Here is a 17,380-nt window from a genome sequence, read left to right on the forward strand (position 1 = left end):
CTTGCCCATTCAACCTTTCAGCTTCTTTACGACCATGTCGCCAATGGCTCGATCCATGTCGCATTTCAGCTGTTCCGACGCAACCGTATTCACAACTTTAATGTTGTTTTTTCTTTCCGGCATCGGTGTAAAGAGTCCGTCATTACCGCGCTTGAAGCTCCTGTGGGCAGCCTTGCCACTTTAAATTTGTATGTCGGCAGGGTCCCGCTTCCGGCGAGCCCTTTGGACAGTGCGAGTATGAATGCAACAAGCATGCTCAAACTCGAATTTCGTTTACATTTTTTTCACATTTCATCGGTTGACGCGGTGAAACCTCATGAAACCGGGCTCCAAAGGCCTTGTTTTAAATAGGGTTGACTCGTGTGGGCTCCCGTGTTTGGCGTCGATAAATTCGCCGAGACAACCAAAAACGTTACCGGTTCACCCTGCCCAGTGAGTAAATCACGGATGCTTTGTGCACTGAGCGTAGACGCACTGTGCTGTTTTGGTGCAAAAAATTTTCAGGTTGTACGAAAATCTTACAGCGTCGAGGCTTTGCCTGGGCCCTGGCACGGATCTCTCGGGACTGTGTCGTGCCGCTGCGCTGTGTTGGTGCGTCCGCTTGCACGGGTTGCTGCTCCGGCGTTGAAAAAAAACATTCGAAGGCGCGGACATCGGGACGGTACGCAGTGATCGATCCGGCGTTCGCGGGTATGCTGCGCATCTGTGTCCGATGCAGGCCTGCGGGTCGCTGAGCCGGGCAGAATCGATAACGAGGAGTACGCGCGGTGTTTGCCTTAGATCCACGACTGCAACAAGACACATTGCCCATTGGTGATTTCCCGTTGTGCCGTTTGCTCTTGTCCAACGACGCCAATTACCCGTGGTTCATCCTCGTGCCGCGGCGAGAAAATATCAGTGAATTGTTTCAGTTGGATGACATCGATCAATTACAGCTGTGGAAAGAAACCACGGCGCTGGCCGAAACCCTCAAGGATTCGTTCGATGCCGACAAGATGAACGTTGCAACCTTAGGTAACGTCGTCAGTCAATTGCACATGCATGTCATCGTGCGCAAGCGTGATGATGCCGCCTGGCCTGCGCCGGTCTGGGGCAAGCACCCGGCCCAGCCTTATAATGCAGGGCAGGTCGCGGCCATTCGCGAACGGTTGCGAGTGGCCCTGGCCGATGATTTCAAGTTTCTGGAGGGCTGAACCATGAGCCTTGAAGAACGCGTAACCGATCTGGAAAGCCGCCTGGCGTTTCAGGATGACACCATCCAGGCATTGAATGATGTGCTGGTGGCGCAGCAGCGGGTTGTCGAGCGTCTGCAGCTGCAGATGGCGGCGTTGCTCAAGCGCCAGGAAGAAATGGCGGGTCAATTCGAATCGTTCGAAGAAGAGGCGCGGCCGCCTCACTACTGATGCGGCCCGATTGCCGTTTGACGGGTAATAAAAAACCGCGAGCAGCCAGGCTGCATCGCGGTTTTTTTACGCTTGGATCAGCGGCGCGGCAGCGCAGCGATCACGTCTTCGGCCTGCAGGCCCTTGTCGCGGTTCATCACGGAGAATTCCACGCGCTGGCCTTCCACCAGGACGCGATGGCCTTCGCCACGAATGGCCCGGAAATGCACGAAAATGTCATCGCCGGAGTCGCGGGAAATGAAGCCGAACCCTTTGGACGTGTTGAACCACTTCACCGTGCCGGTATCGCGGTTGGACATGTCGTAGTTCTGTGCCGCGGCGGCCGGCGACGACTTCTTGTAGAAGCTGACGGCCAGGTGCAGTGCCACGGCGAGCAGTGCCGCGCCCAGGCTGAACAGAATGGCCGGTTGACCGCCGATTTCCGGCATGGGTGCCAGCAGGGCCAGGGTTTGCAGGGCAACGGCCAGCACCAGCAAGGCGCTGACAAGGTTTTGCAGTTGGTGACGTGGACCTTTGTTCCAGTAAGGGATGACGGGGGCAAGGGTCAGGTTGAGCAGGCCGAAAAAGGCCAGGTACAGTGCATCGGGGTGTTGCAGGTAAGGTGTGGCTTCGGAACCCAGGCTAGGGATGAAGGACAGCAGCAGGGCAGCTGCGCCCATTAGCAAGTGGACGATTTTCAACATTTTGATTGGCTCACGGTTAAGACAGATCACAAGGAAGAGCGGGTCGGGCACGGTTCGCTTCGAAACAATGAGAGGCGTTGGACACGTATCCGAATCAGCCTATGCGTTACGCCCGGGAAAATTAAGCGTAGCGACACACTGCCTATTTAACAGCAAAGCTCGGGCCTTCTCAAACCCGTTACGGGCGCGCACCGCGCTGTTCGTCGGCCAGAAAAGCCCCGTGACTGCTTGAATGCACCAGGCAAGCGGCGTTGAATTTCCCAGGTGTCGGAACCGTCGGCTGCCTTGGCTTGTCGGTTCTGCAGGGCTGGCAATCTGTCGCAGGCCGTAGGCGGCCAGAACCACTAGAGTGGTTAGGGCCGTTGTCGAATTCATCACCCTAAGGAGATCAACCCCCATGGCAATTGATATCGGTATCAGTGAAGAAGACCGCAAGTCCATCGTCGACGGGCTTTCGCGCCTGCTGTCGGATACCTACGTACTGTATCTCAAGACCCACAATTTCCACTGGAACGTCACCGGGCCGATGTTTCGGACCCTGCACCTGATGTTCGAGGAGCAATACAACGAGCTGGCCCTGGCGGTGGACCTGATTGCCGAGCGAATCCGCGCCCTTGGCTTCCCGGCCCCGGGTGCCTACTCGGTGTATGCACGCCTGTCCTCTATTAAGGAAGAGGAAGGCGTGCCGGCTGCCGAAGACATGATCCGGCAACTGGTCGAGGGCCAGGAAGCGGTGACGCGTACGGCCCGTGGCATCTTTCCTTTATTGGACAAGGTCAGCGACGAGCCCACGGCCGACCTGCTGACCCAGCGCATGCAGGTTCACGAAAAGACCGCGTGGATGCTGCGGGCGCTGTTGGAAAACTAATAGCGCGCGCGTTGTATGTTGTGGCGAGGGAGCAAGCTCCCTCGCCACAAGGGCGATATCGCCTGCACGCTGGGTGTAGGACGGCGTAATTCATCGCCGGCCTGCTGTTGGCTTGTCCTACGTCCATGGTCATAAAGTCGTCTGGAACTGGCGATGCCGTTGAGCTTCCATAGAGCCACAGATGGGTTGTTCCAACCCAGAGGCTCGTATGGCAAAGGAGTGTCAACGGTATGATTCAAGGAAAAGAACCCGGGGAAGGGCGACTGGGGCGTTTTCAGCCCATCAGCGTCGACCCGTTCATCCGGGGGTTCGATATGCAACTGGCCCGGCCCTTGGCCCGATCCATTCGCCTGAACGGGTTCGCCACCTGTCTGCGGCTGGAACAGGTCTATTGGGATATCCTCGGTGACATGGCCGAGCTCAACCGCTGCTCCATCAGCACGTTGCTGTCCCATGTGGACAGGGAAGTGCACCTGCGCCATGGCGGGGTGCGCAATTTCAGCGGGCTGGTGCGCGTGGTCTGCGTGGTGCACAGTTTGAAGGAAACCGGGATGGATCATGGTGCGGCGTAGGCGCTGCCGAAGGCTGCGATCTCTTGATCTTGATCTTCTGCTTGGCAATGACTGTGCGGTCTTACGGCTGCACAGGCCGCATTTAATGGATATAATCCCGCTCTTTGCCGCAAAGCCCCGCCTTTGCGCGTGTAACCTGATCGCCGAGACAACCCCATGCCGATGTACGACTATCAATGTGCTTCCTGTGGTCATCAGATGGAAGCCATTCAAAAGATCAGCGCGGCACCGCTGGTCGACTGCCCTGCCTGCCAGGCGCCGGAACTGAAAAAGATGCTCTCCATGCCTGGTTTCCGCCTCGGCGGCACGGGCTGGTATGAAACCGACTTCAAGACCGGCGCCAAGAAGAACCTGGCCGGTGGCGACAAAGCTGATTGAGTTGAATACGCGCGAGTTCTTGCACGGGCAGGGCCTCCAACCGAATGTCGAATTACGAGAAGTGAAACCACTACCATGATGCGCAGCCATTATTGCGGCCAACTGAACGAAAGCCTGGAAGGTCAGGAAGTTACTCTTTGCGGATGGGTCCATCGTCGCCGTGACCATGGCGGGGTGATTTTCCTCGATATCCGTGATCGTGAAGGCCTGGCCCAGGTGGTGTTCGATCCGGACCGCGCTGAAACCTTCGCCACCGCCGACCGCGTGCGCAGCGAATACGTCGTCAAGATCACCGGCAAGGTGCGCCTGCGCCCGGCCGGCGCCGGCAACGCCAACATGGCGTCGGGCATGATCGAAGTGCTGGGCTACGAGCTGGAAGTGCTCAACGAGTCGGAAACCCCGCCGTTCCCACTCAACGAATACTCCGACGTGGGCGAGGAAACCCGCCTGCGCTACCGCTTCATCGACCTGCGTCGCCCGGAAATGGCCGAGAAGCTGCGCCTGCGTTCGCGCATGACCACCAGCATCCGTCGTTACCTGGACGAAAACGGCTTCCTCGACGTCGAGACGCCGATCCTGACCCGCGCCACGCCGGAAGGCGCCCGCGACTACCTGGTGCCGAGCCGTACCCACCCCGGTAGCTTCTTCGCCCTGCCGCAGTCGCCACAGCTGTTCAAGCAACTGCTGATGGTGGCCGGGTTCGATCGCTACTACCAGATCGCCAAGTGCTTCCGCGACGAAGACCTGCGTGCCGACCGTCAGCCTGAGTTCACTCAGATCGACATCGAGACCAGCTTCCTCGACGAAAAAGACATCATGGGCCTGACCGAAGGCATGATCCGCAACCTGTTCAAGGAAGTGTTGGGTCTGGAATTCGGCGAGTTCCCGCACATGACCTTCGAAGAGGCCATGCGCCGCTACGGTTCCGACAAGCCGGACCTGCGTAACCCGCTGGAGCTGGTGGACGTGGCCGATCAGCTCAAGGACGTCGAGTTCAAGGTGTTCAGCGGCCCGGCCAATGACCCGAAATGCCGTATCGCGGCCCTGCGTGTTCCAGGCGGCGCCAGCATGCCGCGCAAGCAGATCGACGATTACACCAAGTTCGTCGGTATCTACGGTGCCAAGGGCCTGGCGTACATCAAGGTCAACGAGCGCGCCGCCGGTGTCGATGGCCTGCAATCGCCCATCGTGAAAAACATTCCGGAAGCCAACCTCAATGTGATCCTCGATCGCGTGGGTGCGGTTGACGGCGACATCGTGTTCTTCGGCGCCGACAAGGCCAAGATCGTCAGCGAAGCCCTGGGCGCGCTGCGCATCAAGCTGGGCCACGACCTGAATCTGCTGACTTGCGAGTGGGCACCGATGTGGGTCGTTGACTTCCCGATGTTCGAAGAAAACGATGACGGCAGCTTCTCCGCGCTGCACCACCCGTTCACCGCGCCGAAGTGTTCGCCGCAAGAGCTGGAGGCCAACCCGGCCACCGCTCTGTCGCGTGCCTACGACATGGTCCTGAACGGTACCGAGCTGGGTGGCGGTTCGATCCGTATCCATCGCAAGGAAATGCAACAGGCGGTGTTCCGCCTGCTGGGCATCAACGAAGCCGAGCAGGAAGAGAAGTTCGGCTTCCTGCTGGACGCGCTGAAATACGGTGCACCGCCCCATGGTGGCCTGGCCTTCGGCCTGGACCGCCTGGTGATGCTGATGACCGGCGCCCAGTCGATCCGTGAAGTGATCGCGTTCCCGAAAACCCAGAGCGCGGCCGATGTCATGACCCAGGCGCCGGGCGTGGTGGACGCCAAGGCGTTGCGCGAGTTGCACATCCGTCTGCGTGAACAGCCAAAGGCTGAGTAAGGCTGGCACCTGAGAGGGCGCATCTTCGGATGCGCCTTTTCATTGGGGTCGATATTTCTGATTGCCGGCCACTGCCCACGCGCAGGGCGGGCAATGTTCCAAAGAGAAACGGAGCGAGTTATGGCAGGTCATTCCAAGTGGGCGAACATCAAGCACCGCAAAGAACGTCAGGATGCCAAGAGAGGCAAGATCTTCACCAAGTGGATCCGTGAGCTGACGGTCGCGGCCCGCCAGGGTGGCGGCGATCCGGGTTCCAACCCGCGTCTGCGCCTGGCCCTGGACAAGGCCTTGGGTGCCAACATGAGCCGCGACATCATCGACCGGGCCATCGCCCGTGGCGCGGGTGCGACCGAGGCCGACAACGTTGAAGAACTGACCTACGAAGGGTATGGCCCGGGCGGCGTGGCGGTGATGGTCGAATGCATGACCGACAACCGCAACCGTACCGCTGCCGCCGTACGTCACGCGTTCAGCAAATGCGGTGGCAACCTGGGCACCGACGGCTCGGTGGCCTATCTGTTCGAGCGCAAGGGGCAAATCAGCTTCGCCCCGGGCCTCGATGAAGATGCCCTGACGGAAGCGGCCCTGGAGGCCGACGCCGATGACGTGGTCAGCCATGAAGACGGCTCGTTCGACGTGTTCACGTCGTTCGCCAGCTTCTATGCCGTGCGCAATGCCCTGGAGGCGGCCGGTTTCAAGGCCGCCGACGCGGAAATCGTCATGCAGCCGACCACCAGTGCCGAACTGGACCTGGAAGGTGCCGAGAAGGTGCTCAAGCTGATCGACATGCTGGAAGACCTGGATGACGTGCAAAACGTTTATTCCAACGCCGATATTCCGGAATCGGTGGCTGAACAGCTGGGCTGATGGCTTCCATTTAACTGCACGAATGCCAATGTGGGAGCGAGCTTGCTCGCGATAGCGATACTTCAGTCAACACTGTGCTTGCTGACCCGACGCCATCGCGAGCAAGCTCGCTCCCACAAGTCTGGTCAAATCCTCTTCAAACCGCAGGCGCTATGACTTTAATCCTTGGTATCGACCCAGGTTCGCGCATCACCGGCTACGGTGTGGTTCGCGATACCGGGCGCGGCTGCGTGTACGTCGCCTCTGGTTGCATCCGCACCGGTGCGGGTGAGCTGCATGAGCGCTTGCAGATCGTTTATCGCGGCGTGCGCGAAGTCATCCAGACCTATGGCCCGGTGACCATGGGCATCGAACGGGTCTTCATGGCGCGCAACGCCGATTCGGCCCTGAAGCTGGGGCAGGCCCGGGGCGCGGCCATCGTGGCTGGCGCCGAGGAAAACCTGGAGATCGCCGAGTACACCGCGACCCAGGTCAAGCAGGCGGTCGTCGGCACGGGGGCGGCGAACAAGGAGCAGGTGCAAATGATGGTGATGCACCTGTTGAAGCTGGTCAGCAAGCCGCAAATCGACGCCTCCGACGCCCTGGCCATCGCCATTTGCCATGCCCATACCCGTTCCAGTCTGTTGCCTCATGGCCTGGGGACTGCACGCAGTCGTGGCGGGCGCCTGCGTCTCTGATAGCATCAGCGCAATCTTCGTGAGCCCGAGCATCTTGCGCCTGTGTCGTCGGCCTTCCTGCCCGGGCTGTTACTCGCCAGCCTGCGGGCTGGCCAACACCCAAGGATCTGAAACGTGATTGGACGCTTGCGCGGCACCCTGGCTGAAAAACAGCCGCCGCACCTGATTCTGGATGTAAATGGCCTGGGTTATGAGCTGGAAGTGCCCATGACCACGCTGTATCGCTTGCCGTCGGTCGGCGAGCCGCTGACCCTGCACACCCATTTGGTCGTGCGCGAGGATGCGCAGTTACTCTATGGTTTCGTCGGCAAGCGCGAGCGGGATTTCTTCCGCGAGTTGATCCGTCTCAATGGCGTTGGTCCGAAACTGGCCCTGGCCTTGATGTCGAGCCTGGAAGTCGACGAACTGGTGCGCTGTGTGCAGTCCCAGGACACCTCGGCGCTGACCAAGGTGCCGGGGGTGGGCAAGAAAACCGCCGAGCGCCTGCTGGTCGAACTCAAGGACCGCTTCAAGGCCTGGGAGGCGGTGCCGGCGATGTTCGCCTTGGTGCCGAACCAGCCGGACGCGCCGGTGCCGGCGGTCAGCGCCGAAAACGATGCGGTCACTGCGCTGATCTCCCTGGGCTACAAGCCGCAGGAGGCCAGCAAGGCGATTTCCGCCATCAAGGAAAAAGGCCTGAGCACCGAAGACATGATTCGCCGTGCCCTGAAGGGAATGATTTAAGTGATTGAAGCTGACCGTCTGATCGCCGCCACGGGCGCCCCCCGTGACCGCGAGGAAATCCAGGACCGCGCGATTCGTCCTGTCAGCCTGGCCGACTACATCGGCCAACCGACCGTGCGCGAGCAGATGGAGCTGTTCATCCAGGCGGCCCGTGGGCGCAGCGAGTCGCTGGACCACACCTTGATCTTCGGCCCGCCGGGCCTGGGCAAGACCACCCTGGCCAACATCATTGCCCAGGAAATGGGGGTCTCGATCAAGAGCACGTCGGGGCCGGTGCTTGAACGGCCGGGCGACCTGGCGGCGTTGCTGACCAACCTTGAGCCCCATGACGTACTCTTCATCGACGAAATCCATCGGTTGTCGCCGATCGTCGAGGAAGTGCTGTACCCGGCCATGGAAGATTTCCAGCTCGACATCATGATTGGCGAAGGGCCGGCGGCGCGCTCCATCAAGCTGGACCTGCCACCCTTCACCCTGGTGGGTGCCACCACCCGTGCTGGCATGCTGACCAACCCGCTGCGGGACCGTTTCGGTATCGTCCAGCGCCTGGAGTTCTACAACAACGCCGACCTGGCGACGATTGTCAGCCGTTCGGCGGGCATCCTCGGGTTGCCACTGGACCCGGACGGTGCTTATGAGATCGCCCGGCGTGCCCGGGGGACGCCGCGGATCGCCAACCGCTTGCTGCGCCGGGTCCGGGATTTTGCCGAAGTCCGGGCCAAGGGCCACATCACCAAGCCGATTGCCGACCTGGCGCTGAACCTGCTGGACATCGACGAGCGTGGTTTCGACCACCAGGACCGGCGCCTGCTGCTGACCATGATCGAGAAGTTCGACGGTGGCCCGGTGGGCGTGGACAGCCTGGCGGCGGCCATCAGCGAAGAGCGTCACACCATTGAAGATGTGCTGGAGCCGTACCTGATCCAACAGGGCTACATCATGCGTACGCCTCGCGGGCGCGTGGTGACCCGCCATGCTTATCTGCACTTTGGCTTAAACATCCCGACACGAATGGGCGAGATGCCGGTGGTAGACGAATTCCTCGATGCCGTGGACGATTGAACGAGCTCTGTACGCCGACTTTTTTCCGGTTCGTGCTGTCCCAGACGAAGCCCGGAGCGTCAATGCGTTCGAGAATGAAAAAACAGTTGCCTGGCCGATTGGCAACCTGAGGAGTAAGCACTAGAGTATGCGCGCGCAAAACGGGCTGGAGTCGTTCGCACATCGCTGTCGCGTTTATTACGAGGACACCGATGCCGGCGGCATCGTCTACTACGTCAATTACCTCAAGTTTATGGAACGGGCTCGAACCGAACGGCTGCGGGAACTGGGTTTTGCCCAATCCGCGCTGGCAGGGGAGGACCTGTTATTCGTCGTGCATTCCAGCGAAGCGCGTTACCACGCGCCGGCGCGACTGGACGACGAACTGGTGGTAAGTGCCGATGTCATCGAATTGAACCGTGTCAGCCTGCGCTTCAAGCAGCAGGTCAGGCGGGCTACGGATAACGTGCTGCTCTGCGAAGGGCAGTTTTTGGTGGCCTGTGTGCGCACCCATAGTTTGAAACCCCGGGCCATTCCCGAAGCTCTACGTGCGGCCTTTGCCGGCGTGAGCGGCGCGGGTACACACTCAGAGCAGGAGATAAAGCGTGGAAGCTAACGTCGTCGACCATTCCTCCATGTGGAGCCTGGTCAGCAATGCCAGCGTCGTGGTGCAACTGGTAATGCTGACCCTGGTAGCCGCATCGGTGACCTCATGGATCATGATCTTTCAGCGCAGCAACATGCTGCGCGCCGGTCGTCGTGCCCTGGAGAGCTTCGAAGAGCGCTTCTGGTCCGGCATCGACCTGTCCAAGCTCTATCGCCAGGCCGGCAGCAACCCGGACCCGGACTCGGGCGTCGAGCAGATCTTCCGTGCCGGCTTCAAGGAGTTCTCTCGCCTGCGCCAGCAGCCGGGCGTCGACCCTGAGGCGGTGATGGAAGGTGTGGCCCGTGCCATGCGCGTCGCCATTTCCCGCGAGGAAGAAAAGCTTGAACAGGGCCTGTCGTTCCTGGCCACCGTTGGTTCGGTCAGCCCGTACATCGGTCTGTTCGGTACCGTGTGGGGGATCATGAACTCCTTCCGTGGCCTGGCTTCCGCCCAGCAAGCGACCCTCGCCACTGTGGCCCCGGGCATCGCCGAGGCACTGATCGCCACCGCCATCGGTCTGTTCGCGGCCATTCCGGCCGTTATCGCCTACAACCGCTTCGCTGCCCGCAGCGAGATGCTGACTGGCCGTTACTACACCTTCGCCGATGAATTCCAGGCGATCCTGCACCGTAAAGTGCACACCAGCGAAGAATAAGCAGGTATTTCCCAATGGCTTTAATCGCTCGAGCCCGAAAAAAGCGCAAGCCGGTCGCCGAGATGAACGTGGTGCCCTACATCGACGTGATGTTGGTGCTGCTGGTCATCTTCATGGTGACCGCGCCCATGCTCAATCAGGGCGTGAAGGTCGATCTGCCCAAGGTTTCCAGCGAAGCCTTGCCGCAGGACAACAACACCCAGGTACTGACCATTTCGATCAAGGCTGACAAGACCTACTACTGGAACCTTGGCAGTGAAGTGGACACCGAGAAGCAGCAGGACCGGGCCATGACCTTGCCGCAGATGACCGATGCGGTGACCAAGATCATCAATGCCGGCAACAGTAACGGCAAGCGCACCCAGGTCTTCATTCGTGGCGACAAGACTGTCGACTACGGTGCCGTGATGGGCGCCATGGGCGGCCTGCAGAAAGCCGGGGTCGGTAATGTTGGCTTGATCACCGAGGCCCCCTGATGCAGCAACAGCGAGAGCCGTCCGCCTCGGAAAGCTACTTCTGGCCCAGTGTCCTGGCCATCGGCCTGCATGTGCTGGTGTTCGGCATGCTGTTCGTCAGTTTTGCCATGACCCCGGAGTTGCCACCGGCCAAGCCGATCGTTCAGGCGACCCTTTACCAGCTTAAATCGAAAAGTCCGGCAACCACCCAGACCAATCAGAAGATTGCGGGTGAGGCGAAGAAAACCGCCGCGCGCCAGACTGAAGTCGAGCAGTTGGAGCAGAAGAAGGTCGAGCAGGAAGCGATAAAGGCTGCGGAACAAAAGAAAGAGGACGCGGCTCAAAAGGCCGAGGAAGCCAAGAAGGCCGATGAGGCGAAGAAAGCGGACGAGGCGAAAAAGGCTGACGAGGCCAAGAAAGCCGACGAAGCGAAGAAAACCGCCGAGGCCAAAAAGGCAGAAGAGAAACAATTGGCTGATATAGCCAAGAAGAAAGCCGAAGAAGAAGCCAAGAAAGCCGCTGAAGAAGAGGCCAAGAAAGCGGCCGCTGAAGAAGCGAAGAAAAAAATCGTCGAGGACGCCAAGAAAAAAGCGGCCGAAGACGCCAAGAAAAAAGCTGAAGCTGACGAGGCGAAAAAGAAAGTCGCCGAGGACGCGAAGAAGAAAGCCGCTGCCGACGCCGCCAAGAAAAAGGCCCAGGATGCAGCGCGTAAATCCGCTGAGGACAAAAAGGCCCAGGCGCTGGCTGAGTTGCTTTCGGATAAGCCGGAGCGTGCGGCGACCAAGTCGGATGAGATTGGCGACGAAGTGGCAGGTGATTTCGATGACCTGATCAGGCTACGTGTTTCGGAAGGTTGGAATCTTCCGCCTTCGGCGCGCAAAGGCATGAAAGTAGAGCTTCGGATCAATATGTTGCCGGACGGTACCGTAACGGGTGCCTCGGTCACAAAGTCCAGTGGCGATGCTGCGTTTGACGCTTCGGCGGTAGCGGCCGTGAAAAATATTGGGCGATTGACGGAGATGCAGGGCTTGAGCCCTAGTGACTTTGCTCCTTATCGTTCATTCAAGATGACATTCAATCCTGAGGATTTAGGCTTGTGAGAAACCTTCTTCGATCAATGCTGGTCGTTATCTGCTGCCTGGCAGGGATAGCGGTAGCAGAGGAAAAGAACATCCTGATCAGCAGCGGCACCGATCGGGCCACCCCGATCGCCGTCGTACCGTTCGGCTGGCAGGGCGGTAACGTCCTGCCGGACGACATGGCGGAAATCATCGGCAACGACCTGCGCAACTCGGGTTACTACGCGCCGATTCCGAAGCAGAACATGATCAGCCTGCCAACCCAGGCCAGCGAGGTCATCTACCGTGACTGGAAGGCCCTGGGCGCCCAGTACATCATGGTCGGCAGCATCGTTCCGGCCGGCGGTCGCCTGCAGGTGCAGTACGCCCTGTTCAACGTCGCCACCGAGCAGCAAGTGCTGACCGGCAGCGTGTCGGGCAGTGTCGATCAACTGCGCGACATGTCGCACTACATCGCTGACCAGTCGTTCGAGAAACTCACCGGCATCAAGGGCGCGTTCTCCACTCGCATGCTCTACGTGACGGCCGAGCGTTTCTCCGAGAACAACACCCGCTACACCCTGCAGCGTTCCGACTATGACGGCGCGCGTGCGGTGACCTTGCTGCAATCGCGCGAGCCGATCCTGTCGCCGCGCTTCGCCCCCGATGGCAAGCGCATCGCCTATGTCTCGTTCGAGCAGAAGCGTCCGCGTATTTTCGTGCAGCACATCGACACCGGTCGTCGCGAGCAGATCACCAACTTCGAAGGCCTGAACGGCGCACCCGCCTGGTCGCCGGACGGTTCGCGCCTGGCGTTCGTGCTGTCCAAGGACGGTAACCCGGACATCTATGTGATGAACCTGGCTTCGCGCTCGATCTCCCGCGTCACCAACGGCCCGGGCATCAATACCGAACCGTTCTGGGGCAAGGATGGCTCGACCATCTACTTCACCTCCGACCGTGGCGGCAAGCCTCAGATCTACAAGACCAGCGCCGGTGGCGGTGGTGCCGAGCGCGTGACTTTCGTCGGTAACTACAATGCCAACCCGAAACTGTCGGCGGACGAAAAGACCCTGGTGATGATCCATCGCCAGGACGGTTTCACCAATTTCAAGGTGGCGGCCCAGGATTTGCAGCGCGGAAGTGTAAAAATCCTCACTGATAGCACTCTGGACGAGTCACCTACTGTTGCGCCCAACGGCACCATGGTAATCTACGCCACCCGCCAGCAGGGCCGGGGAGTCTTGATGCTCGTGTCCATTAATGGACGCGTGAGGCTCCCGCTTCCTACCGCTCAAGGCGAAGTCAGAGAACCGTCCTGGTCCCCTTACCTGAACTGACGCGGCGCAATACGTTTTACTTAACACACTGGGGTTCATTAGGAGTTTCACGATGGAAATGCTGAAGTTTGGTAAATTTGCTGCGCTGGCTCTGGCCATGGCTGTAGCTGTAGGTTGCTCGTCCAAAGGCGGCGACAATGCCGGTGAAGGCGCTGTTGATCCAAACGCTGGTTACGGCGCTAACACTGGTGCCGTTGACGGCTCCCTGAGCGAAGAAGCTGCTCTGCGCGCAATCACCACCTTCTACTTCGAATACGACAGCTCGGACCTGAAGCCAGAAGCCATGCGCGCTCTGGACGTTCACGCCAAAGACCTGAAGTCGAACGGCGCTCGCGTTGTTCTGGAAGGCAACACCGACGAACGTGGTACTCGTGAGTACAACATGGCACTGGGCGAGCGTCGTGCGAAAGCCGTTCAGCGCTACCTGGTACTGCAAGGTGTTTCCCCAGCTCAGCTGGAACTGGTTTCCTACGGCGAAGAGCGTCCAGTTGCCACCGGCAACGACGAGCAGTCCTGGGCTCAAAACCGTCGCGTCGAACTGCGTAAGTAATTCGTCATGCGAACGTGCCGTCGTGCTGTAACTGTTCTGGCTCTCAGCCTCGCGCCGCTTGCGGCGTGGGCTGCGGTTCCTGTGGTCGATAACGATGCCGGCTATAACAATAGCGGGAGCAGCTATCCGCCTGCAGGTTACGGTACGAACGGCGCCTATGCCGGGGGAGGGGTTTCGGCCCCTGTCTCGGCACAGGGCCAGCTGTTCAACCAACTGCAGCAAATGCAGGATCAGATCTCGCGCCAACAGGGTGTGATCGAAGAACTGCAAAATGATATTTCGCGCATGAAGCAGGAAAGCCTGGAGCGATACCAGGATCTTGATCGGCGCATAGGATCCGGCGTTGCACCTGCCGCGACTCCTGAGAATTCTCCAGCCGGGGGCGACTTGAACGCCCCCGGTGCAGCCGCAGGCGCGGGGGCGGCTGCTCCAGCAGCACCTGCCGCCGGTGGCGAGCCGGCTGATCCGGCGAAGGAAAAGCTCTACTACGATGCTGCCTTCGACCTGATCAAGGCCAAGGATTTCGACAAGGCCAGCCAGGCCTTTGCCGCTTTCCTGCGCAAGTACCCAAACAGCCAGTACGCGGGCAATGCCCAATACTGGCTGGGCGAAGTGAACCTGGCCAAGGGCGACCTGCAAGGTGCCGGCCAGGCGTTCGCCAAGGTTTCGCAACTGTATCCCAAGCACGCCAAGGTGCCGGATTCGCTGTACAAGCTGGCTGACGTGGAACGCCGCCTCGGTCACGCCGACAAGGTGAAAGGTATTCTGCAGCAGGTGGTGGCCCAATATCCGGGTACATCCGCAGCTCAGTTGGCCCAGCGTGATCTACAACGCATGTAAGCCGGTTTGACCTGTTTTGAAGAAACCCGCGCCTGTCGCGGGTTTTTTCGTTAGAATTCACGCCCTTTTTATGAAACACGCTTTTTGGGATCTGCGCGTTGGCGGGGTTCCTTGAAGTGCCTGACGGAGGCGGACAGCCTGTTTAGCTGTTACGCCCGTGGCGACTATGCAAGACACATTGAGAATCACCGAAGTTTTTTACTCGTTGCAGGGTGAAACGCGAACGGCTGGGCTGCCCACGGTATTCGTGCGCCTCACCGGTTGTCCGTTGCGTTGCCAATACTGTGACAGCGCCTACGCCTTCAGTGGCGGCACCGTGCGAACCCTCGACGATATCCTGGAGCAAGTGGCCAGTTATCGTCCGCGTTATGTCTGTGTCACGGGCGGCGAGCCCTTGGCGCAACCCAACGCCATCCCCTTGCTCAAGCAGTTGTGTGATGCCGGTTACGAGGTTTCGCTGGAAACCAGCGGCGCCCTGGATATCTCGGCCGTCGACCCGCGCGTCAGCCGCGTCGTGGACTTGAAAACTCCAGGCTCGAAGGAAGCGCACCGCAACCGCTATGAGAATATCGAACTGCTGACGCCCAACGATCAGGTCAAGTTCGTGATCTGTTCGCGGGAGGATTACGACTGGGCCGTGTCCAAGTTGATCCAGTACGGGCTCGACCAGCGGGCCGGCGAAGTGTTGTTGTCGCCGAGTCATCACGATTTGAGCGCGCGGGATCTGGCGGATTGGGTGGTGGCGGATAACTTGCCGGTGCGCCTGCAACTGCAGCTGCATAAATATCTTTGGAACGACGAGCCGGGGCGCTGAGATGACTGAACATTCGAACATGGCTGAAAAACGTGCGGTCATCCTGTTGTCCGGGGGCCTGGATTCGGCCACGGTCGTGGCCATGGCCCGTGCCGAAGGCTACCGCTGCTACACCATGAGTTTCGACTATGGCCAGCGCCACCGCGCTGAGTTGCACGCCGCGCAACGGGTTGCCCGGGACTTGGGCGTGGTGGAACACAAAGTGATCGGCCTGAACCTCAACGGCATCGGTGGCTCGGCCCTGACCGACAGTTCCATCGACGTGCCCGAGGCGCCTGGCGAGGGCATTCCGGTGACCTATGTGCCTGCGCGTAATACGGTGTTCCTGTCCCTGGCGTTGGGGTGGGCTGAAGTGCTGGGCGCCCGTGACATTTTCATTGGCGTCAATGCCGTGGATTATTCCGGCTACCCGGATTGCCGTCCTGAGTTCGTCGAAGCGTTCGAGCGCATGGCCAACCTGGCGACCAAGGCCGGCGTGGAAGGGCAGGGTTTCCGCATCCAGGCGCCGTTGCAGAATCTCAGCAAGGCCGACATCGTCAAGGCGGGCGTGAAGCTTGGCGTGGACTACGGGCTCACCGTTTCCTGCTATCAGGCCGACGATCAGGGCCGCGCCTGCGGCAAATGCGACAGCTGCCGCCTGCGTGCAGAAGGCTTCGCTGCGGCGGGTGTGAGCGATCCAACCCGTTATTTTTGATTTATTTCAAATTAAGTGTTGAATAGTCCTTAGAAATCAGTATTATACGCGCCACCACACAGCGGGTCGTTAGCTCAGTTGGTAGAGCAGTTGGCTTTTAACCAATTGGTCGTAGGTTCGAATCCCACACGACCCACCATTTTTAGCTGTTTTAAAAGTCTGGAAGGCCCACGAAAGTGCGGATTTCCGGATTTTTTTTTTTTGCCTGATGAAAAGTCAGAACCTGAACCGCTCGACGACTCGAGCGGTTCTCGGCGGATTTAAAGCAGGCCGTCCTCGGCACAAACCTTGATGATCTGTTCGCGAAACCAGCTGTTGGCGCTGTCCTGGCTCGGTTTTTCGCTCCACATCATGTCCAGCGTGAAGTTCGGTAGACCTGCCGGTGGGCGACGATGGCTGAACGTGTTCTCGTCGCAGGTCAGCGCTTGAATGCGTCGAGGCAAGGTCAGGATGAAGTCGGTACCGGCGATCATGTTCAATGCCGCTACGTAGCTGTTGGCTCGAGCGACAATTTGGCGGTTATAGCCTTGCCGGGCGAGCCATCCATCGATCATGTTGGTGTCGGATGTCCAAGGTGTCGGAAAAACATGCTGGCAGGCGACGAACGTTTCCAGGCTGAACGCCTCTTCCGATAATGTGAAGTTCTTATCGACTACACAAACCAGTTCATCTTCCAGTAGTACTTGCGAACGCAGTCCCTTGACGCCGCGATGGAAGTTCGGGCCGAAACAAATAACCAGATCGAAGCGACCCTCCATCAACTCATCGGCCGGAATATCCCTGTGAAACTTGGTGATATTAATGATGACCGGGAAGCGGCTGCCAATAAAGCGCTTGACCAGTTTGGGCAGAATGAGGAGTTCAAAGTATTCCGGTGCGCAGACATTGAAGGTTATCTCTTTCTGGGTCGGATCGAATGCCGGAATACCAGAGTGGCATGTGTTTATTATCTTGAGGATACTAAGTATGTGAGGGTACATGGCTGTGGCTTTGCTTGTCGGCAACATGCCACTACGGGTATTAACAAAAAGTTCATCTTCGAAGCTCGTGCGCAGCTTCTTCAGGCAATAGCTTACGGTTGACTGGCTGACACACAGGGCTTCGGACACCTCGGTGACGCTGCTCTGCTCGTACACCGCGACAAACACCATCAAGTCCTGCATATCCAGCTTTCTAAGCATATTACTATTGAGCATAAGATCCTTCTTTCGCGCATTCCGTTGGCTAGCATCCCCGGTTTTTATGACAGGGACGTTTATTTATAT

Annotated in this window: 21 protein-coding genes and 1 tRNA gene; 20 read left to right on the forward strand and 2 right to left on the reverse strand. The window is 59.2% G+C overall.

Annotated elements, in window-relative coordinates; genetic code table 11:
• Positions 1–767: 767 nt before the first annotated feature.
• Together J4E63_RS03520 and J4E63_RS03525 are read left to right on the forward strand one after the other, a co-directional pair.
• Positions 768–1,193, forward strand: a complete 426-nt coding sequence (locus tag J4E63_RS03520; protein ID WP_186706359.1) for an HIT domain-containing protein — start codon at positions 768–770, stop codon at positions 1,191–1,193.
• A 3-nt stretch (positions 1,194–1,196) separates the two neighbouring features.
• Complete coding sequence (locus J4E63_RS03525; protein WP_207281147.1) at positions 1,197–1,403, forward strand: SlyX family protein; 207 nt, start codon at positions 1,197–1,199, stop codon at positions 1,401–1,403.
• A 77-nt stretch (positions 1,404–1,480) separates the two neighbouring features.
• On the opposite strand, the gene J4E63_RS31075 is transcribed toward J4E63_RS03525, so the two are convergent.
• Positions 1,481–2,086 (reverse strand): cold-shock protein, encoded by a 606-nt coding sequence (locus tag J4E63_RS31075; protein WP_003205048.1) that lies wholly within the window; start codon positions 2,084–2,086, stop codon positions 1,481–1,483.
• Positions 2,087–2,483: 397 nt separating this feature from the next.
• On the opposite strand from J4E63_RS31075, the gene J4E63_RS03535 reads away from it, so the two are divergent.
• The 18 genes from J4E63_RS03535 (at position 2,484) to J4E63_RS03620 (ending at position 16,254) form a co-directional block, all read left to right on the forward strand.
• Positions 2,484–2,954, forward strand: coding sequence for a Dps family protein (locus tag J4E63_RS03535; protein ID WP_060740897.1), 471 nt, complete (start codon positions 2,484–2,486; stop codon positions 2,952–2,954).
• Between the two features lie 230 nt (positions 2,955–3,184).
• On the forward strand, positions 3,185–3,526 hold the full coding sequence (locus J4E63_RS03540; RefSeq protein ID WP_060740898.1) for a ribbon-helix-helix domain-containing protein: 342 nt from the start codon (positions 3,185–3,187) through the stop codon (positions 3,524–3,526).
• Positions 3,527–3,682: 156 nt separating this feature from the next.
• Positions 3,683–3,904 (forward strand): FmdB family zinc ribbon protein, encoded by a 222-nt coding sequence (locus J4E63_RS03545; RefSeq protein ID WP_003178589.1) that lies wholly within the window; start codon positions 3,683–3,685, stop codon positions 3,902–3,904.
• A gap of 75 nt (positions 3,905–3,979) precedes the next feature.
• A complete protein-coding gene (gene aspS, locus J4E63_RS03550) occupies positions 3,980–5,755 on the forward strand; it encodes an aspartate--tRNA ligase (RefSeq protein WP_060740899.1) in 1,776 nt (591 codons plus the stop codon).
• A 120-nt stretch (positions 5,756–5,875) separates the two neighbouring features.
• Entirely contained in the window at positions 5,876–6,622 is a 747-nt protein-coding gene (locus J4E63_RS03555) for a YebC/PmpR family DNA-binding transcriptional regulator (protein ID WP_192261150.1), read from the forward strand.
• Between the two features lie 152 nt (positions 6,623–6,774).
• On the forward strand, positions 6,775–7,299 hold the full coding sequence (gene ruvC, locus J4E63_RS03560) for a crossover junction endodeoxyribonuclease RuvC (protein WP_014339919.1): 525 nt from the start codon (positions 6,775–6,777) through the stop codon (positions 7,297–7,299).
• A 114-nt stretch (positions 7,300–7,413) separates the two neighbouring features.
• The gene (ruvA, locus tag J4E63_RS03565) at positions 7,414–8,022 is read left to right on the forward strand and encodes a Holliday junction branch migration protein RuvA (RefSeq protein ID WP_053124616.1); all 609 of its coding nucleotides are present in this window, start codon (positions 7,414–7,416) and stop codon (positions 8,020–8,022) included.
• Positions 8,023–9,084, forward strand: a complete 1,062-nt coding sequence (gene ruvB / locus J4E63_RS03570) for a Holliday junction branch migration DNA helicase RuvB (RefSeq protein WP_003178599.1) — start codon at positions 8,023–8,025, stop codon at positions 9,082–9,084.
• 127 nt (positions 9,085–9,211) lie between these two features.
• Positions 9,212–9,679 carry a tol-pal system-associated acyl-CoA thioesterase gene (gene ybgC / locus J4E63_RS03575; RefSeq protein ID WP_003205037.1) on the forward strand — a complete coding sequence of 156 codons (468 nt, stop codon included), beginning with the start codon at positions 9,212–9,214 and terminating at the stop codon, positions 9,677–9,679.
• On the forward strand, positions 9,669–10,364 hold the full coding sequence (gene tolQ, locus J4E63_RS03580; protein ID WP_014339916.1) for a protein TolQ: 696 nt from the start codon (positions 9,669–9,671) through the stop codon (positions 10,362–10,364). The genes ybgC and tolQ overlap by 11 nt, the downstream gene beginning before the upstream one ends.
• Positions 10,365–10,387: 23 nt before the next feature.
• A complete protein-coding gene (gene tolR, locus J4E63_RS03585) occupies positions 10,388–10,840 on the forward strand; it encodes a protein TolR (protein WP_162277330.1) in 453 nt (150 codons plus the stop codon).
• Positions 10,840–11,919, forward strand: coding sequence for a cell envelope integrity protein TolA (tolA, locus tag J4E63_RS03590; protein WP_192261151.1), 1,080 nt, complete (start codon positions 10,840–10,842; stop codon positions 11,917–11,919). Before tolR ends, tolA begins: the two co-directional genes overlap by 1 nt.
• Before the next feature lie 17 nt (positions 11,920–11,936).
• The gene (tolB, locus tag J4E63_RS03595; protein ID WP_192261269.1) at positions 11,937–13,217 is read left to right on the forward strand and encodes a Tol-Pal system beta propeller repeat protein TolB; all 1,281 of its coding nucleotides are present in this window, start codon (positions 11,937–11,939) and stop codon (positions 13,215–13,217) included.
• A 52-nt stretch (positions 13,218–13,269) separates the two neighbouring features.
• Complete coding sequence (gene pal, locus J4E63_RS03600; protein WP_003205029.1) at positions 13,270–13,767, forward strand: peptidoglycan-associated lipoprotein Pal; 498 nt, start codon at positions 13,270–13,272, stop codon at positions 13,765–13,767.
• Positions 13,768–13,773: 6 nt separating this feature from the next.
• The gene (gene ybgF, locus J4E63_RS03605) at positions 13,774–14,607 is read left to right on the forward strand and encodes a tol-pal system protein YbgF (RefSeq protein WP_060740901.1); all 834 of its coding nucleotides are present in this window, start codon (positions 13,774–13,776) and stop codon (positions 14,605–14,607) included.
• Between the two features lie 166 nt (positions 14,608–14,773).
• Positions 14,774–15,421, forward strand: a complete 648-nt coding sequence (gene queE, locus J4E63_RS03610; RefSeq protein WP_103308634.1) for a 7-carboxy-7-deazaguanine synthase QueE — start codon at positions 14,774–14,776, stop codon at positions 15,419–15,421.
• 19 nt (positions 15,422–15,440) lie between these two features.
• Positions 15,441–16,115, forward strand: coding sequence for a 7-cyano-7-deazaguanine synthase QueC (gene queC, locus J4E63_RS03615; RefSeq protein WP_207282445.1), 675 nt, complete (start codon positions 15,441–15,443; stop codon positions 16,113–16,115).
• Positions 16,116–16,178: 63 nt separating this feature from the next.
• Positions 16,179–16,254: transfer RNA gene (locus tag J4E63_RS03620), tRNA-Lys, on the forward strand.
• Between the two features lie 121 nt (positions 16,255–16,375).
• Here J4E63_RS03620 and J4E63_RS03625 read toward each other — a convergent pair.
• Positions 16,376–17,311, reverse strand: coding sequence for a LysR family transcriptional regulator (locus J4E63_RS03625; protein WP_060740903.1), 936 nt, complete (start codon positions 17,309–17,311; stop codon positions 16,376–16,378).
• Positions 17,312–17,380 lie beyond the last annotated feature (69 nt).

The sequence above is a fragment of the Pseudomonas sp. FW300-N2F2 genome, from assembly GCF_017351655.1.
Classification (GTDB): domain Bacteria; phylum Pseudomonadota; class Gammaproteobacteria; order Pseudomonadales; family Pseudomonadaceae; genus Aquipseudomonas; species Aquipseudomonas fluorescens_AA.

Excerpts from the sequence above, each read along its gene's own strand:
- J4E63_RS03555 (WP_192261150.1), top strand. The coding sequence starts at position 5,876 with ATGGCAGGTCATTCCAAGTGGGCGAACATCAAGCACCGCAAAGAACGT.
- J4E63_RS03625 (WP_060740903.1), bottom strand. The coding sequence starts at position 17,311 with ATGCTCAATAGTAATATGCTTAGAAAGCTGGATATGCAGGACTTGATG.
- J4E63_RS03535 (WP_060740897.1), top strand. The coding sequence starts at position 2,484 with ATGGCAATTGATATCGGTATCAGTGAAGAAGACCGCAAGTCCATCGTC.
- ybgF (WP_060740901.1), top strand. The coding sequence starts at position 13,774 with ATGCGAACGTGCCGTCGTGCTGTAACTGTTCTGGCTCTCAGCCTCGCG.
- ruvC (WP_014339919.1), top strand. The coding sequence starts at position 6,775 with ATGACTTTAATCCTTGGTATCGACCCAGGTTCGCGCATCACCGGCTAC.
- tolB (WP_192261269.1), top strand. The coding sequence starts at position 11,937 with ATGCTGGTCGTTATCTGCTGCCTGGCAGGGATAGCGGTAGCAGAGGAA.
- J4E63_RS31075 (WP_003205048.1), bottom strand. The coding sequence starts at position 2,086 with ATGTTGAAAATCGTCCACTTGCTAATGGGCGCAGCTGCCCTGCTGCTG.
- aspS (WP_060740899.1), top strand. The coding sequence starts at position 3,980 with ATGATGCGCAGCCATTATTGCGGCCAACTGAACGAAAGCCTGGAAGGT.
- J4E63_RS03545 (WP_003178589.1), top strand. The coding sequence starts at position 3,683 with ATGCCGATGTACGACTATCAATGTGCTTCCTGTGGTCATCAGATGGAA.
- J4E63_RS03525 (WP_207281147.1), top strand. The coding sequence starts at position 1,197 with ATGAGCCTTGAAGAACGCGTAACCGATCTGGAAAGCCGCCTGGCGTTT.
- J4E63_RS03540 (WP_060740898.1), top strand. The coding sequence starts at position 3,185 with ATGATTCAAGGAAAAGAACCCGGGGAAGGGCGACTGGGGCGTTTTCAG.
- queC (WP_207282445.1), top strand. The coding sequence starts at position 15,441 with ATGGCTGAAAAACGTGCGGTCATCCTGTTGTCCGGGGGCCTGGATTCG.
- pal (WP_003205029.1), top strand. The coding sequence starts at position 13,270 with ATGGAAATGCTGAAGTTTGGTAAATTTGCTGCGCTGGCTCTGGCCATG.
- tolA (WP_192261151.1), top strand. The coding sequence starts at position 10,840 with ATGCAGCAACAGCGAGAGCCGTCCGCCTCGGAAAGCTACTTCTGGCCC.
- queE (WP_103308634.1), top strand. The coding sequence starts at position 14,774 with ATGCAAGACACATTGAGAATCACCGAAGTTTTTTACTCGTTGCAGGGT.
- ybgC (WP_003205037.1), top strand. The coding sequence starts at position 9,212 with ATGCGCGCGCAAAACGGGCTGGAGTCGTTCGCACATCGCTGTCGCGTT.